12 protein-coding genes are annotated in these 14,138 nt (G+C 71.9%); 3 read left to right on the top strand and 9 right to left on the bottom strand.

Annotated features, from left to right (window positions below):
* Window positions 1-3: 3 nt before the first annotated feature.
* The 8 genes from ACFZDK_RS17445 to ACFZDK_RS17480 form a co-directional block, all read right to left on the bottom strand.
* Window positions 4-1,392, bottom strand: coding sequence for an aldehyde dehydrogenase family protein (locus ACFZDK_RS17445; protein ID WP_390973315.1), 1,389 nt, complete (start codon window positions 1,390-1,392; stop codon window positions 4-6).
* 84 nt (window positions 1,393-1,476) lie between these two features.
* Complete coding sequence (locus tag ACFZDK_RS17450; protein ID WP_390973317.1) at window positions 1,477-1,929, bottom strand: DUF3574 domain-containing protein; 453 nt, start codon at window positions 1,927-1,929, stop codon at window positions 1,477-1,479.
* Between the two features lie 52 nt (window positions 1,930-1,981).
* The gene (locus ACFZDK_RS17455) at window positions 1,982-3,322 is read right to left on the bottom strand and encodes an ATP-binding cassette domain-containing protein (RefSeq protein ID WP_390973319.1); all 1,341 of its coding nucleotides are present in this window, start codon (window positions 3,320-3,322) and stop codon (window positions 1,982-1,984) included.
* Window positions 3,323-3,485: 163 nt separating this feature from the next.
* Window positions 3,486-4,715, bottom strand: a complete 1,230-nt coding sequence (locus tag ACFZDK_RS17460) for an MFS transporter (protein ID WP_390973321.1) — start codon at window positions 4,713-4,715, stop codon at window positions 3,486-3,488.
* 23 nt (window positions 4,716-4,738) lie between these two features.
* Window positions 4,739-6,121, bottom strand: coding sequence for a citrate:proton symporter (locus ACFZDK_RS17465; protein WP_390973322.1), 1,383 nt, complete (start codon window positions 6,119-6,121; stop codon window positions 4,739-4,741).
* A 122-nt stretch (window positions 6,122-6,243) separates the two neighbouring features.
* The gene (locus tag ACFZDK_RS17470; protein ID WP_390973324.1) at window positions 6,244-8,475 is read right to left on the bottom strand and encodes a molybdopterin-dependent oxidoreductase; all 2,232 of its coding nucleotides are present in this window, start codon (window positions 8,473-8,475) and stop codon (window positions 6,244-6,246) included.
* Between the two features lie 140 nt (window positions 8,476-8,615).
* Window positions 8,616-9,233, bottom strand: coding sequence for a TetR family transcriptional regulator (locus tag ACFZDK_RS17475; protein WP_390973326.1), 618 nt, complete (start codon window positions 9,231-9,233; stop codon window positions 8,616-8,618).
* A gap of 64 nt (window positions 9,234-9,297) precedes the next feature.
* The gene (locus ACFZDK_RS17480; RefSeq protein WP_390973328.1) at window positions 9,298-9,846 is read right to left on the bottom strand and encodes a hypothetical protein; all 549 of its coding nucleotides are present in this window, start codon (window positions 9,844-9,846) and stop codon (window positions 9,298-9,300) included.
* A gap of 156 nt (window positions 9,847-10,002) precedes the next feature.
* On the opposite strand from ACFZDK_RS17480, the gene hmgA reads away from it, so the two are divergent.
* Genes hmgA through ACFZDK_RS17495 form a run of 3 tightly spaced genes read left to right on the top strand, consistent with a single transcriptional unit; the run spans window position 10,003 to window position 13,301 of the window.
* Window positions 10,003-11,358 carry a homogentisate 1,2-dioxygenase gene (hmgA, locus tag ACFZDK_RS17485; protein WP_390973330.1) on the top strand — a complete coding sequence of 452 codons (1,356 nt, stop codon included), beginning with the start codon at window positions 10,003-10,005 and terminating at the stop codon, window positions 11,356-11,358.
* 26 nt (window positions 11,359-11,384) lie between these two features.
* Window positions 11,385-12,134, top strand: coding sequence for a UTRA domain-containing protein (locus ACFZDK_RS17490; protein ID WP_390973331.1), 750 nt, complete (start codon window positions 11,385-11,387; stop codon window positions 12,132-12,134).
* Between the two features lie 12 nt (window positions 12,135-12,146).
* The gene (locus tag ACFZDK_RS17495) at window positions 12,147-13,301 is read left to right on the top strand and encodes a type ISP restriction/modification enzyme (protein WP_390973333.1); all 1,155 of its coding nucleotides are present in this window, start codon (window positions 12,147-12,149) and stop codon (window positions 13,299-13,301) included.
* Between the two features lie 76 nt (window positions 13,302-13,377).
* Here ACFZDK_RS17495 and ACFZDK_RS17500 read toward each other — a convergent pair whose 3' ends face one another.
* On the bottom strand, window positions 13,378-14,088 hold the full coding sequence (locus tag ACFZDK_RS17500; RefSeq protein ID WP_390973334.1) for a TetR/AcrR family transcriptional regulator C-terminal domain-containing protein: 711 nt from the start codon (window positions 14,086-14,088) through the stop codon (window positions 13,378-13,380).
* Window positions 14,089-14,138: the final 50 nt, after the last annotated feature.

The raw sequence follows: 14,138 nt of genomic DNA on the forward strand, positions 1-14,138 counted from the left end.
TCCTCAGAACTGCAGGGACTTGGTCTGGAGGTACTCGGCGAGGCCGTGGGCACCCAGCTCGCGGCCGACGCCCGACTGCTTGTATCCGCCGAACGGGGCGAGGGGGTTGAAGCGGCCCCCGTTGATGTCGACCTGCCCGGTGTCCATGCGCCGGGCGAAGGCCACCGCCTCCGTCTCGTCCCCGGCCCAGACGGCGCCCGCGAGCCCGTAGACCGTGCCGTTGGCGATCCGGAGCGCGTCCTCCTCGTCCTCGTAGCGCAGGATGGAGAGCACCGGGCCGAAGATCTCCTCCTGGGCGATCGTCATCTCGGGGGTGACGTCGGCGAAGACGGTCGGGCTGACGAAGTAGCCCTGTTCGCGCGGGGATTCGGGGCCGCCGGCGACCAGCCGGGCCCCCTCCGCGACGCCCTTGTCGATGTAACCCCGCACCCGTGCCTGCTGCTTGGCGCTGACGAGCGGCCCGATCCGGTCCCCGTACTTGGCGGCCGCGGCCGTGGCCAGCTCCACCGCCTCCTCGTACCGGTCGGCGGGCACCAGCATCCGGGTCCAGGCACTGCAGGTCTGGCCGGAGTTGGACATCACGTTGGCCACGCCGACGTTGACGGCCTTGGCGAGGTCCGCGCTCGGCAGGATGACGTTGGCGGACTTGCCGCCCAGTTCCAGGGCCACCTTCTTGACGGCGGCCCCCGCCACCGCGCCGATCCGCCTGCCGACGGCGGTGGATCCGGTGAAGGAGACCAGGTCGACACCCGGGTGCTCGGCGAGCGCCTGCCCGGCGACCGGGCCAAGGCCGGTGACCAGGTTGAACACCCCGGCGGGCAGGCCCGCTTCGTGCACCGCCTCCGCGAACAGCTGGGCGGTGAGCGGGGTGTCCTCGGCCGGCTTCAGGACGACCGTGCAGCCGGCGGCGAGCGCCGGGGCGACCTTGGCGACGATCTGGTGCAGCGGGTAGTTCCAGGGCGTGATCGCGCCGACCACCCCCACCGGCTCCTGGTAGACGGTCGAGTTGCCGACCTTCTCCTCGAAGGGGTGGGTGGCCGCCAGTTCGGCGTACGAGCCCGCGACCGCGATCGGCAGGCCCGTGTGCACGGCCTGCGCGAAGGCGAGCGGCGCGCCCAGCTCCGCGCTCACGGTCTCGGCGATCTCGTCCTTCCTCGCCACCAGCGCGTCGCGCAGCGCGGCGAGCCGGGCGGCCCGCTCGGCGGGCGGGGTGGCGGCCCAGGCCGGGAGGGCGGCACGGGCGGCGCGTACGGCGGTGTCGACGTCCAGCGCGCCGCCCGCCGGCACCTGGCCGACGACCTGCTCGTCGACCGGGTTCACGACCTCGATCACGTCCCGGCTCTCGGCGGGGCGCCAGGCGCCGTCGATGTACAGGCCGTCGTGTGCCTTCATGCTGCTTCCTCCCGGCGGGGCTCTGTCGTCCGAGTCACAAACTAGCGGCGATAGTTTTAGCGCGCCAGACGTGCCCCGGGACCATCAGAAGTCGACCTGGGCCCGATCGTCCACCCTGCCCACGCTCTCCTGCGCGAAGGCCTTCTCGTAGGCCCGCCGGATCTCCTCCACCTTCCGGTCGCCGACCTTCGCCGCCGACTCGGGATACAGCAGGATCAGCACGTACGACCGCTCCTTCTCGATCGTGCCGTGCGCGTCCCGCCACTGCCCGCGCGCGTTCTGCACGGTGAGCCCGTCGGGGAAGTCCGGGGTGACCTCCTTGTCGACGAAGGCCATGAACTGCCGGTCGGTGACGGCGGGCCCGCCGTCCGGGCGGGCGGTGCCGAAGAGCAGCCGGGTCTCGATGTACGGCTTTCCGCGCGTCGGCGCGGCCGAGGGCCGCTCGTCGGCCAGCGCCGTGTACGCGGTCGGAGCACCGGCGAGCAGGATGCCGGCGACGGCCAGGGCCGACCGGTTACGGAGGGAATGAGTGCGCATGCCCCTTTCATAGGGGGTTGGCAATGCCCGGGTCCCGGTTTCCCGGCGGGTTTCACTCGTCCAGGTCCGGCAGCCGCGCCGGGGACGGGCAGATCCGTTCGCCGTGCTGGTCGAAGACGAACAGATGGGCGAGGTCGACGAGGAGCGGGATCTGCATACCGTGCCGGAGCTGGATGTCGGGCGTGGTCCGCACCAGCAGATCGCCGGGCAGTCGCCCCTCCAAAGGCGCGGGCTCGGGCTCGGCGTCCGCCGGATGCTCCAGTACGACGACGGGTCCCGCCCGCTTCGAACTCGCCCTGTCCCGGAGCCGGTCCAGCACGGTCGTCCCCTCCCGCCGCCGGCGCCGGACCGGCCGGTCGACCGGGCGCGGGGCCTCCAGATCCGGTACGACGGCCGGCCGGGAACCGGTGTCGAAGTGGACGAGGACCTCGTGCCCCTGGAACTCGACATGCTCCACCAGACCGGTCAGCGGCACCTCGCCGGGCCGGGCGGCGGAGTGCCGGGCGATCCGCACCGCCTCCGAACGCAGCCCCACGATCACCTCCCGGCCCTGCTGCACCCGCAGCAACCTGTGGTCCTGGGACAGCGGTTCGGGCAGGGGCAGGGCCTGTTTGCCGAGGTGGACCGTCATCGCGCCGTCGAGCGGGGCACGGATCACCCCGCGCAGCAGGTTGATGCGCGGGGTGCCGATGAAGGCGGCGACGAAGACGTTGCGGGGCAGCGCGTAGACCGCCCGCGGGCTGTCGACCTGCTGCAGGACCCCGCCGCGCAGCACGGCGACCCGGTCGCCCAGCGACATGGCCTCGGCCTGGTCGTGGGTGACGTAGACCGTGGTGACGCCCAACTCCCGGGTCAGCCGGGAGATCTCGGCGCGCAGATGGCTGCGGAGCTTGGCGTCCAGGTTGGAGAGCGGCTCGTCCATCAGGAAGGCCGACGGGTGCCGGGCGATGGCCCGCCCCATCGCCACCCGCTGGCGTTCGCCGCCGGAGAGCTGGCTGGGGAAGCGGTCCAGGAGATCCTCGATGCCCAGCATGCGGGCGGTGGCGTCCACCCGGGGGCGCGGATCCGCGCCGGGCGCCTCGATGCGCAGCGGGAAGCCGATGTTGTCGCGGCTGGTCATGCTCGGGTAGAGGGCGAAGTTCTGGAACACCATCGCGATGTCCCGGTCGGCCGGCAGCAGGTCGTTGGCGTACTCGCCGTCGAGGAGTAACTCACCCTCGTCGGCCTCCTCCAGCCCCGCGATCATTCTCAGCACGGTCGACTTCCCGCAGCCCGACGGCCCGAGCAGCACGAGGAACTCACCCGGCGCGATGTCCAGCGACAACCGGTCCACCACGCGGACACCCCGCGCGTAGGCCTTGCTCACGTTGTGCAGAGAGATGGCGCGTGCCATGGTGCCGCCCCCGGTCGTACGGACCTGTGGGTCACGGAAGTTAACGGAATGTGTGGGGCAGGGGGAAGACTTGTACCCGAATCCTCAGGAAGGGACCAGTTGAGCCGCGCCCCGAAGGGGCGCGGGCTGCATGGGATATGCGGCTACCGCCGCGTGGGCGCGATCAACCACGACGGCGCACCAGCCGCGACCGAACCTCCACCCCCACCCCACCAGGCGCCCCTTCCGTCCTCTCCGGCGACCGCAGAGCCACCCCCGAGGACACCAACAGCAGCGCCCCCAGCATCACGAACGGAGCGGCAACCCCCGCCACACCGGCCACCACCCCCGCCGCGGCCGGCGCAGCCACCTGCCCCAGCCGGTTCCCGGTCAGCCGCAACGCCAGCGCCGTCGACCGCGCCCCCTCCGGCGCCGCCTGCACCACCGTCGTCATGGACAGCGGCTGCCCCACCCCCAGACAGAAGCCGAGCACGGCCAGCATCAGGCCGAGCCCCCACACCGGTACCGGCAGCGCGATCCCCGCGCACAGCACGGCCGCCAGCAGACACGTCACCGTCAGCAGCACCGGCCGGCCGAGCAGCCGCAGCAACGGCGTGAGGACGAGCCGGCAGGCGATCGTCGCCCCCGCCCGCACACTGAGCAGCACACCGATCACGGCCGGGGAGATGTCCCGGTGCTCGCCGACCACCGGGAGGTACGCGGTCAGGATGTCGGTCGCGGACAGCACCGAGAGGCTGATCAGCATGCCGGCGGGGACGCCCCGGGCACGCAGGATACGGCCCACCGGCACCCGGTCCCCGCCCGGCGTCCGGGACGTGAGGGCCGTACGGTCCTCGATGCGCCACAACGACGTGAACGCGACCGCCGCCCCCGCGCCCGCCACCACGAGCGCGAGCGCGCTCGTGCCCGCCATGTCGGGTGCGCCGATCAGCGCACCGGCCGCGACCGGCCCGATCAGCTGACCCAGCGACGCCCCGATGGTGAAGTGGCCGAAGTTGCGGTCCTGTTCGTGCGGGGCCGACTGGCGGGCCACCAGGGACTGCGCGCCGATCACGAAGCAGAGGTGGCCGAGGCCCATCACCCCGCTCCACAGGGCCATCGCCCAGAGCGAGTTCGCGAGGCCGCTGAGCGCGCAGCCGCCGGATATCAGCACCACGCCGACAGGCAGCAGGGGGGCGCAGCGGCCGTGGTCGGTGCGGCGGCCGAGCGGTACGGCGGCGAACAGCGGGAGCAGGGCGTAGACGCCCGCGATGACACCGACGGCCCGCTCGTCGGCGCCCAGCGCGAGCGCCCGGTAGGAGACGGCGGGCCGGGCCATCGACACCGCGCCCTGCGCGAAGCCGAAGGCGATGACGAGACGGAGCAGCCAGCCGCGGTTCCTGCCGGGCGCCATGGTGAAGTCCTCCAACGGATCGGTCAGATGATCCCGAACAGAATTCCTGCCCCGAGGACCACCAGGGATGTCAGCGCCGCCCACTTGACCACGAACCGGGTGTGGTCGCCGAACTCGACCTTGGCCATGCCGACCAGGACGTAGACGGCGGGGACGAGCGGGCTGGACATGTGCAGCGGCTGGCCGATGATCGAGGCGCGGGCGATCTCCACGGCGGGGACCCCGTGCGCCTGGCCGGCCTCGGCGAGCACCGGGAGGACGCCGAAGTAGAAGCCGTCGTTGGACATGAAGTACGTGAGCGGGATGCTCAGCAGGCCGGTGACGAGGGCCATGTGCGGGCCCATGCCGTCGGGGATGTTGCCGACGAGCCACTTGGCCATGTGGTCGACCATGCCGGTGCCCTGGAGGACGCCGGTGAAGACGGCGGCGGCGAAGACCATGCCGGAGACGTTGAGGACGTTCTCGGCGTGGGCGGCGATCCGGGCCCGCTGGGCAGGCATCTGCGGGAAGTTGACGGTCAGGGCGAGCGCCGCGCCGAGCAGGAAGAGCACCGGGATCGGCAGCCACTCCATGATCATGGCGGTGAGCAGGGCGACGGTGAGCGCCGCGTTGAACCAGTAGAGCCTGGGCCGCAGGGTCTCGCGGTGCGGGTCGAGGCCCTGGAAGCCCTCGTCGTCGCCGTCGGGGGACTCGGGAAGAGCGGCGCCCGAACCACCGGTGGGTGTCGGGGCCTTGCCCGCACCCACCAGGACCGTCTCCGACTCCTCCACCAGCACCTCGTCCAGCGTCAGCACGCCGAGCCGCTTGCGCTCGCGGCGGCCGAGGACGTAGGCGAGGGCGAAGACGAACAGGAGACCCATGGCGAGCGCGGGGATCATCGGCACGAAGATGTCACTGGCGTCGAGCTTGAGCGCGGTCGCGGCACGGGCCGTCGGGCCGCCCCAGGGCAGGGTGTTCATCACACCGTTGGCCATCGCGGCGACTCCGGTCATCACGACCAGGCTCATCTTCAGGCGCTTGTACAGCGGGTACATCGCCGAGACGGTGATCATGAAGGTGGTGGAGCCGTCGCCGTCGAGGGAGACGATCGCGGCGAGCACGGCCGTACCGACGACGATCCGCAGCGGGTCGGCCTTGCAGAACCGCAGGATCCCGCGGACGACCGGGTCGAAGAGGCCGACGTCGATCATCACACCGAAGTAGACGATCGCGAACATGAGCATCGCCGCGGTGGGGGCGAGGCTGGTGACGCCGTCGATGACGTAGTCGCCGAGGTGGGCGCCCTTGCCGACGAACACGCAGAACAGCGCGGGGATCAGCACGAGCGCCGCGATCGGCGACATCTTCTTCAGCATGATCAGGACCAGGAAGGTCGCGATCATGGTGAAGCCGAGGATGGTCAGCATGAGTGGATTACCTAACGTTCGCCCTTGAACTCCCACCAGGGTCGGCGGTGCGATGACGTTAGGTCGCGTCAAACGTCGTTAACAAGACGTTGACACGCGAGCAATAAGCGCAAAACTCCAGGTCACGGGGTTGCGGTCACCTCGATGGGGATGCCGTTGAGGACGGCGTTGCCGGACAGCGGATCGAGCAGGGTGCCGTCGAGGAGCTGGTTGACGTTGACGCCGGGGGCGGTGGCGGCGTGGCTGAGGCGGGTGCCGGGGCGGTCGTGGCCCCAGCCGTGCGGGAGGCTGACGACGCCGGGCCGGACGCCGTCGGTGACCTCGGCGGGGGTGACCACCTCTCCCCCGGCGCCCTTGACGCGGACGTCGGCGCCGTCGCGCACGCCGAGCCGTTCGGCGTCCTCGGGGTGGATGTGCAGGGTGCAGCGGTTGGTGCCGCCGGTGAGGGCGGGCACGTTGTGCATCCAGCTGTTGTTGGAGCGCAGGTGGCGGCGGCCGACCAGGACCAGTGCGGCGGGGCTGGTGTCGAGGGCCGCGCGGAGCCGGGGCAGGTCGTCGGCGATCGGCCGGGGCAGCAGTTCGACCTTGCCGCTCCGGGTCTTCAGCGGCTGCGGGAGGCGGGACCGGAGGGGTCCGAGGTCGATGCCGTGCGGGTGGGCGAGCAGCCGCTCCAGGGTGAGCCCGTCGGGCCGCGAGCCGAAGCCGTCGCCGTAGGGGCCGAGGCGCAGCATCAGGTCGAGCCGGCGCTCGGGCCCGGTGTCACCGGTCAGCAGGCCGGCGAGCTCCTTCGGGTCCCGGCCGTGCACCGGCGAGTGGGTCTCCTGGACCGCCTTCCCGAGGGTCTGTCCGATGACCATGTCGTCGACGGCGGACGGTTCGGCGCCGTGCATCCCGCCGGCCGCCAGCACCAGCCGGGCCAGGATCTCGGTCTCCGCCATCCGGCCGGGCTCCAGCGGGACGGCGGGGCGGTTGTAGCGGACCTGGTTGCGCACGGCGAGGGTGTTGAAGGCGAAGTCGTGGTGCGGGCTCTGCGAGGGCGGCGGCGGGGGCAGTACGACGTCGGCGTGGCGGGCGGTCTCGTTGAGGTAGGGGTCGACGCTGACCATGAAGTCGAGGGAGTCCAGGGCCTTGTCGAGGCGGTCGCCGTCCGGCGCGGAGAGCACGGGGTTGGTGGCGATGGCGATGAGGGCCCGGATCGGCTCGCCCTCGGCCGTCGCGGTGTCGATCTCCTCGGCGAGCGCGGAGAGCGGCAGCTCGCCCTTCGCCTCCGGGTGCCGGCCGACCCGGGAGTGCCAGCGCCCGAGCGCGAAGCCGCGGCCGGGGCCGGCCGGGCGCGGGGTCCGGTCGGTGGCGGCCTGCGGGAAGAGGGCACCGCCGGGCCGGTCGAGGTTGCCGGTGAGGACGTTGAGGACGTCGACCAGCCAGCTGGCGAGGGTGCCGTGCGGGACGGTGCAGCTGCCGATCCGGCCGTAGACGGCGGCGGTCGGGGCGGCGGCGAGTTCGCGGGCGAGGGCGCGGATGGTCCCGGCGTCGACGTCCGTGGCGTGGGCCACCGCGTCCGGCGTGAAGTCCCCCAGCTCGGCGCGGAGTTCGGCAAGGCCCTCGACATGCGGGGCGAGGTGGCCGAGGTCCACCAGGCCCTCCTCGAAGAGGACCTGGGCCATCGCGGCGAGCAACAGGGCGTCGGCGCCGGGCCGGATGGCGATGTGCCGGTCGGCGAGCTTGGCGGTGCGGGTGCGGCGCGGGTCGATGACGGTGAGGGTGCCGCCGCGGGCCCTGAGCGCCTTGAGCTTGCCGGGGAAGTCGGGGGCGGTGCACAGACTCCCGTTGGACTCCAGGGGGTTGGCGCCGATGAGGAGCAGGTGGTCGGTGCGGTCCAGGTCCGGCACCGGTATCGCGTTGGCGTCGCCGAAGAGCAGTCCGCTGGAGACGTGCTTGGGCATCTGGTCGACCGTGGACGCGGTGAAGACGCTGCGGGTGCCGAGGGCGCCGAGCAGCACCTGCGGATAGAGGGCGCCGGCCATGGTGTGGACGTTGGGGTTGCCGAGGACGACACCGACGGAGTTCGCGCCGTACCGTTCCACGACCCCCCGCACCCCGGCGGCCACCGCGTCGAAGGCCTCCGCCCAGGTGGCCTCCCGCAGCTCGCCGTCCTTCCGCACGAGGGGGGTGCGCAGCCGGTCCGGGTCACCGTCCACGGCACCGAAGGAGGCGCCCTTCGGGCAGATGAACCCCTTGCTGAAGACGTCCTCGCGGTCACCGCGGGCGCCGGTGACACGGGTGCCCTCGATGGTGAGGGTCAGCCCGCAGGTTGCTTCGCAGAGGGGGCAGATGCGGAGGGCGGTGCGGGACATGAAGGGCCTCCCGGAAGTCGTGGAACTCGCGGCGAGCATACCGATCGGTATGTCGAGGGGGGAGCCCCTTCCGGGGATGAGGTCGGAAATCAGCGTGTTCCCACCGGACGCGCGACGCCGGACGCGCGCCGCCCGGCGCGTCAGTCCAGCACCCGCGCCAGATACGCCCGCAGCAGCTCCCGGGTCTCCGTGATGATCGCCTCGTCGCCCTCCGGGTCCACCCGGAAGGAGAGGTGGACCAGGGTGTCGGCGGTTTCCACGGCGACGAGGAAGGTGCGGCGCAGGTCTTCGTCGGGGGCGCGGCCGATGTAGTGGGAGAGCAGGTCGGTGAGGCGGTCGGCGACTCGGTGGTTGGGTTCGGAGTGGCGGGCGCCGACCGGGATCTGGTTGCCGAAGTCGACGAGCGAGAAGCCGGGGGCGGTGCGCTTCATGGCGAGGTACTCGTCGAGCACCGCGTCCATCGCCGCCCGCCAGTCGCCCTTCGGCGCCTCCTTCAGGCGCTCGGTGACCTGCTCGGTGTAGCGATCCAGATTGCGCTGGGCCAGGGCGTCGGCCATCTGCCGCTTGTTGCCGAAGAAGCGGTAGACCGAGCCGATGGGCACCCCGGCGCGCACCGCGACGGCCCGGGTGCTCAGCTCGTCGTAGCCGACCTCGTCGAGGAGGTCGGCGCAGGCGTCGAGAATCCTGGTCAGTCGTTCGGCGCTGCGGCGCTGTACGGGCGCTTTGCGGAGCGAGGTCGCTGGGGGCACGGGCTTCATGATGCCTTTCCGCAGGGGTCAGGTGAACCTCGCCCCCCAGTACGTGGACGGATGGCCCATGCACTCATCCGGTGGCCGCCCCGGTCGTACCGGTAGCGGTCGGTTTCGCCGTCTCCGCGCCGGAGGCCGTGACGTCCGCCGTGCTCTCGACCGGTTTGCCGTGCACGGCCCACACCGTGCCGTCGTCCGCGTAGAGCCGGGCGGTGATGTGGTGGGTGCCGTGCGGGACCAGCCGGGCGGGGAGGTGGTGGGCGGGGGTGCGCAGCCGGGTCACCAGGTCACCGTCCACGAAGAGGTAGGCGAGGCCGCGCCCGGCGACCGCCTTCGCCGGGGTACCGGGCGGGGAGAACCGGAAGCGGTGCACGTCGAGCCGTATGTCCCAGCCGCCGGTGCGGTCGGGGGTGACCACCGTGTCCACCTCGGGCGCCTGATTCTTGTCGATCTCCCGGTAGTGGCGGCCGCCCTCGTCCGTGTCGTCGAGGATCTTGCCCACCGGTGAGGGCGACCCCGGATCCCGCCGCTCGTGCGCCTCCCCGGTCCCGCACCCCGCCGCCGCGACCAGCAGCAGCACGCAGACCGCGAGCGCACCCGGCAGTCCACGCGTCCACGACATGCCCGGGAGCGTAGAGCAGCACCGGCCTGGACCGAATCCCCCTCAGGTCGGGTTCTCGCCCTACCCCGCAGGGATGATCCCCGTCCTCTTGCAGCCCCCCGCGCCGAATCCTACGGTGTTCCATAGGAATCGGATCCACGGGCTCAGGGAGCGATCATGAGCGATGGGGGCACCTCCCGCGCGGGCGTGTTCGAGCGTGAGGACGCGCGGAAGACCGCGGAGGGACTGACGTACCTCTCCGGGTTCGGCAACGAGCACTCCTCGGAGGCGGTGCCGGGCGCCCTGCCCGAGGGCCGCAACTCCCCGCAGCGCGCTCCCCTCGGCCTGTACGCGGAGCAGCTCAGCGGTACGGCCTTCACCGAGCCGCGGGCCCACAACCGCCGCTCCTGGCTGTACCGGATCCACCCCTCGGCGGCCCACCCGGCGTTCACCCGCGCCGCCGGCAACGGGGCGGTGCGCACCGCCCCGTTCGCGGACATCGCCCCGGACCCGAACCGGCTCCGCTGGAACCCGCTCCCGGAGCCGGCGCCCGGCACGGACTTCCTCGCGGGCCTGTGGACCCTGGGCGGCAACGGCGACGCGACCCAGCGCACCGGCATGGCCGTACACCTCTACCACGCCAACGCCTCCATGGAACGGGTGTTCTCCGACGCGGACGGCGAGCTGCTGATCGTCCCGGAGCGCGGCGGGCTGCTGCTGCGCACGGAGTTCGGGCTGCTGCATGTGGCGCCGGGACACGTGGCGCTGATCCCCCGTGGGGTCCGCTTCCGTGTGGAGCTGCTGGATGCCTCGGCCCGCGGCTATGTGTGCGAGAACTACGGCGCGCCCTTCCACCTCCCCGAGCTGGGCCCGATCGGCGCCAACGGCCTCGCCAACGCCCGGGATTTCCGCGCCCCCGTCGCCGCCTACGAGGACGTCGAGGGCCCGGTGGAGGTGGTCAGCAAGTTCTGCGGCAACCTGTGGACCGCCACATACGACCACTCCCCGCTCGACGTGGTCGCCTGGCACGGCACACATGTGCCCTACGTCTACGACCTCCGCCGTTTCAATGTGATCGGCACCATCTCGTACGACCACCCCGACCCGTCGATCTTCACCGTGCTGACGTCCCCCTCCGACACCCCGGGCCTGGCCGGTGTCGACTTCGTGGTCTTCGCACCGCGCTGGCTGGTGGGCGAGAACACCTTCCGGCCGCCGTACTTCCACCGGAACGTGATGAGCGAGTACATGGGGCTGGTCGAGGGGGCGTACGACGCGAAGGCGGAGGGCTTCGTCCCGGGCGGCGGCTCGCTGCACAACATGATGTCGGCGCACGGTCCCGACCGGGAGACGTTCGACCGGGCGAGCGCGGCCGAGCTGCAGCCCCAGAAGGTGGACGACGGCCTGGCGTTCATGTTCGAGACCCGGTGGCCGGTGACGCTCACCCCGCAGGCGGCGACCGCCGAACACCTCCAGCAGCGCTACGACGACGTCTGGCAGGGCCTGGAACGCCACTTCCGCCCCTTGCACTGAAGATCCCCCGACGGTACGGATGGCCCGTGACCTCCTTCGCCCCGGACTCGATCGTCCTCAACCGCAAGCTGCCGCTCTGGTACCAGGTCTCGCAGTCGCTGCGCGCCTCGATACTCGGCCGCTCGCCCCGGGACCCCCTCCGGCTGCCCACCGAGGAACAGCTCGCGGAGCACTACGGCGTGAGCGTGCTGACCATGCGGCAGGCGCTGAAGGAGCTGGAGGACGAGGGTCTGATCAGCCGGCACCGCCGCCGGGGCACCTTCATCGAGCCGGACGCCCGCCGGGGCACCCCGGTCCGGCTGCTCGGCTCGGTGGACGCCATCGTGGCCCAGCAGTCGGGCATGACCGCGGAACTGCTCGACCACGGCACGGTCCCCGTGACCGGCGAACTCACCGAGTACTTCCCGGATCTCGCGGAGGTGGCGACGTACCACCGCCTGCGCAGCGACGAGCAGACGGGCGAGCCGACCAACCACGCCCGCAACCACGTCCGCCCCGAACTGGCCGACCGCATCGACCCGGAGGACCTGGCCCGCTGGCCGATGACCAAGGTGCTCCGGGACGTCGTCCGCGCGGACATCAGCCGCATCACGGACACGGTGGAGGCCCGGCTGGCCGATCCGGAGACCGCCCGGCTGCTCCAAGTCCCCCTCCTCAGCCCGATCCTGCACTACACGGGCGTCACCTACGACACCGCCGGCCGGGTCCTGGACCTTGCGGTCATCCACTACCGCGGCGACCGTTTCTCCTTCACGGTCACCCTCGACGCCACCTGAAGTCGTCGTACGATGCCGGGCGTGACGCACGACGACGCTCCGCTGCTGGCGGACCTCATGCCGTGGTCCGTCGCACCACTACGGCTCGGCCGGGGGTGGCCGACGGCCCCCGACCCGGCGACCCTCAAGGCCCGCTGGGACGCCCTGCTCAAGGCCGAGGGCCCGGACCGCGAGACCCTGTTCGGGCCGACACGCGCCCGCACCGCGCATTCGGCGGTGGCCCAGCTCCCCGGCCGGGCCGGCGGCACCGAGCCGCTCGCCACCGCGTCGGGCCCCTGCCCGGACCCGGTCCGCGTGCTGGCCGCCCCCTTCGACGAACAGTGGCTGATCCCGGACCACCGCCTCATCGACGCGGCCCGCCCGGAGCTGTGGCGGGTGGCGGACGACCACCAGATCTTCACGGTGGAGTCGCCGGAGGGCATGCCGCTCCTCGCGACCTCCCTGCCGCCCACCCTGCGGGCGGGCCGCATCCGCCCCCTGTACCGCCGCCCGGGCGCCGCCGAGCCGAACCTGGCCCCGGGCCTCCTGCGGCACCTGGCAGACCGCCTGGACCTGCCGCTCACACCCCCGGACCTGCTGGCCTGGACCCTGGCGACGATCCGCGCCGACCGCACCGTCCCGCTCACCGCGGACCCCGCCCTCTGGACCCGGGGCGTGGAACTGGGCCGCCGGTCCCTGTGGCTGCTCCGCCGCGTCGGCGACCGCCCCAAACTCCCCGGCGGCCGCCGCCCCTACGTCCGGGCCCCCCTCCCCTCCCGCCCCCTCACGCTCCTCTACGACCCGGAGGAGGAGACCCTGCACCTCGACGAGGGCCGCATCTCCCCGGTACCCCCGGAGGCCTGGGACTTCAGGACGGGTGAAGTACGGGTTCTGGAGGCGTGGTTCACGGCACGAACCGCGGAGACCGCGGAACCGGGCACCCTGGCGGCGATCACCCCTCCGGCCTGGTCCCAGTCATGGACCTCCGAACTCCTGGAACTGATCACGGTCCTGGCCCTGCTGGCGGAAGTGCGTTCCCAGCAGGCCGACTTGGAGATCAAGTCACAGATCACAGCGAAGGACCTGACAACAGCGGGCGTACTCCCGCCTCCGGACACGTCCCGCAAACCAGCGTCCGTCCTGGAACACACCGAAGAAGGCCCAGCCGGTCAACTGACGCTGATGTGACCCACTCGGGGGCGCGGGGCTGTATCAATGCGCGGCTCCGCCGCGTGGACGCGACCAGCCCCCACCCACCATGAGGCTACGACGGCGCGAACCCACCCAGAACCCTCTCCACCATCCGCCCGAAAACACCCTCCATGTCGATCGGCCCCGAATCCTCCGCGAACGCCGCCGCCATCCGCGGATACGCCCCCGAGGCAACCCGCCCCCCGAGATACGCGATCCGCACCGCCTGCTCCTGCTCCTGCGACCAGGGCAGATTCCGAGCCCGCTCGGCCGTGTCGATCTCGTTGCGCACATAGGTCGTCACCACACCGTTGAGCATGGCGATGAGCTCGAACTTCGTGCCGTACGACGCCTCCAGCGAATCCAGGCAGGCCAGGCAATGCTCCAGATACCGCAGCGCATGAGGACTGAACCCGTACACCGGTGACATGAGCGCCGGCACCCAGGGATGCCGCCGCATCAACGCCCGCGTCTGCTCGGCCACCCGCACCATGTCGGCCCGCCAGTCCCCCGTCGGCTCCCACAGTTCGTGTTCCGCGCTGACCGCGTCAACCATCAACTCGTACAGGTCCTCCTTGCGGGGGACGTAGTTGTACAGGGACATCGTCCCGCACCCCACCCCCGCCGCCACCTGCCGCATCGACACGGCGTCCAGCCCCTCCGCGTCGGCGATCCGCACCGCGACCGCCGCGATGTCGGCGCGGGTGAACGCCGGCTTCGGCCCCCGACCCGCCCGCTCGGGACGGGCCCAGATCACCTCGGGTTCGACCCCTCGGACTGCCATCGATCATCACCTCGCCCACCATGCTAGTTACGTACGCCGTACGTAGTGCG

This window comes from Streptomyces sp. NPDC007901 (assembly GCF_042959465.1).
In the GTDB taxonomy this organism is placed as follows: domain Bacteria; phylum Actinomycetota; class Actinomycetes; order Streptomycetales; family Streptomycetaceae; genus Streptomyces.

Coding starts and splice junctions, on each gene's coding strand:
- ACFZDK_RS17495 (WP_390973333.1), top strand. CDS start 12,147: ATGCCGGGCGTGACGCACGACGACGCTCCGCTGCTGGCGGACCTCATG.
- ACFZDK_RS17450 (WP_390973317.1), bottom strand. CDS start 1,929: ATGCGCACTCATTCCCTCCGTAACCGGTCGGCCCTGGCCGTCGCCGGC.
- ACFZDK_RS17445 (WP_390973315.1), bottom strand. CDS start 1,392: ATGAAGGCACACGACGGCCTGTACATCGACGGCGCCTGGCGCCCCGCC.
- ACFZDK_RS17460 (WP_390973321.1), bottom strand. CDS start 4,715: ATGGCGCCCGGCAGGAACCGCGGCTGGCTGCTCCGTCTCGTCATCGCC.
- ACFZDK_RS17470 (WP_390973324.1), bottom strand. CDS start 8,475: ATGTCCCGCACCGCCCTCCGCATCTGCCCCCTCTGCGAAGCAACCTGC.
- hmgA (WP_390973330.1), top strand. CDS start 10,003: ATGAGCGATGGGGGCACCTCCCGCGCGGGCGTGTTCGAGCGTGAGGAC.
- ACFZDK_RS17475 (WP_390973326.1), bottom strand. CDS start 9,233: ATGAAGCCCGTGCCCCCAGCGACCTCGCTCCGCAAAGCGCCCGTACAG.
- ACFZDK_RS17480 (WP_390973328.1), bottom strand. CDS start 9,846: ATGTCGTGGACGCGTGGACTGCCGGGTGCGCTCGCGGTCTGCGTGCTG.
- ACFZDK_RS17455 (WP_390973319.1), bottom strand. CDS start 3,322: ATGGCACGCGCCATCTCTCTGCACAACGTGAGCAAGGCCTACGCGCGG.
- ACFZDK_RS17465 (WP_390973322.1), bottom strand. CDS start 6,121: ATGCTGACCATCCTCGGCTTCACCATGATCGCGACCTTCCTGGTCCTG.
- ACFZDK_RS17500 (WP_390973334.1), bottom strand. CDS start 14,088: ATGGCAGTCCGAGGGGTCGAACCCGAGGTGATCTGGGCCCGTCCCGAG.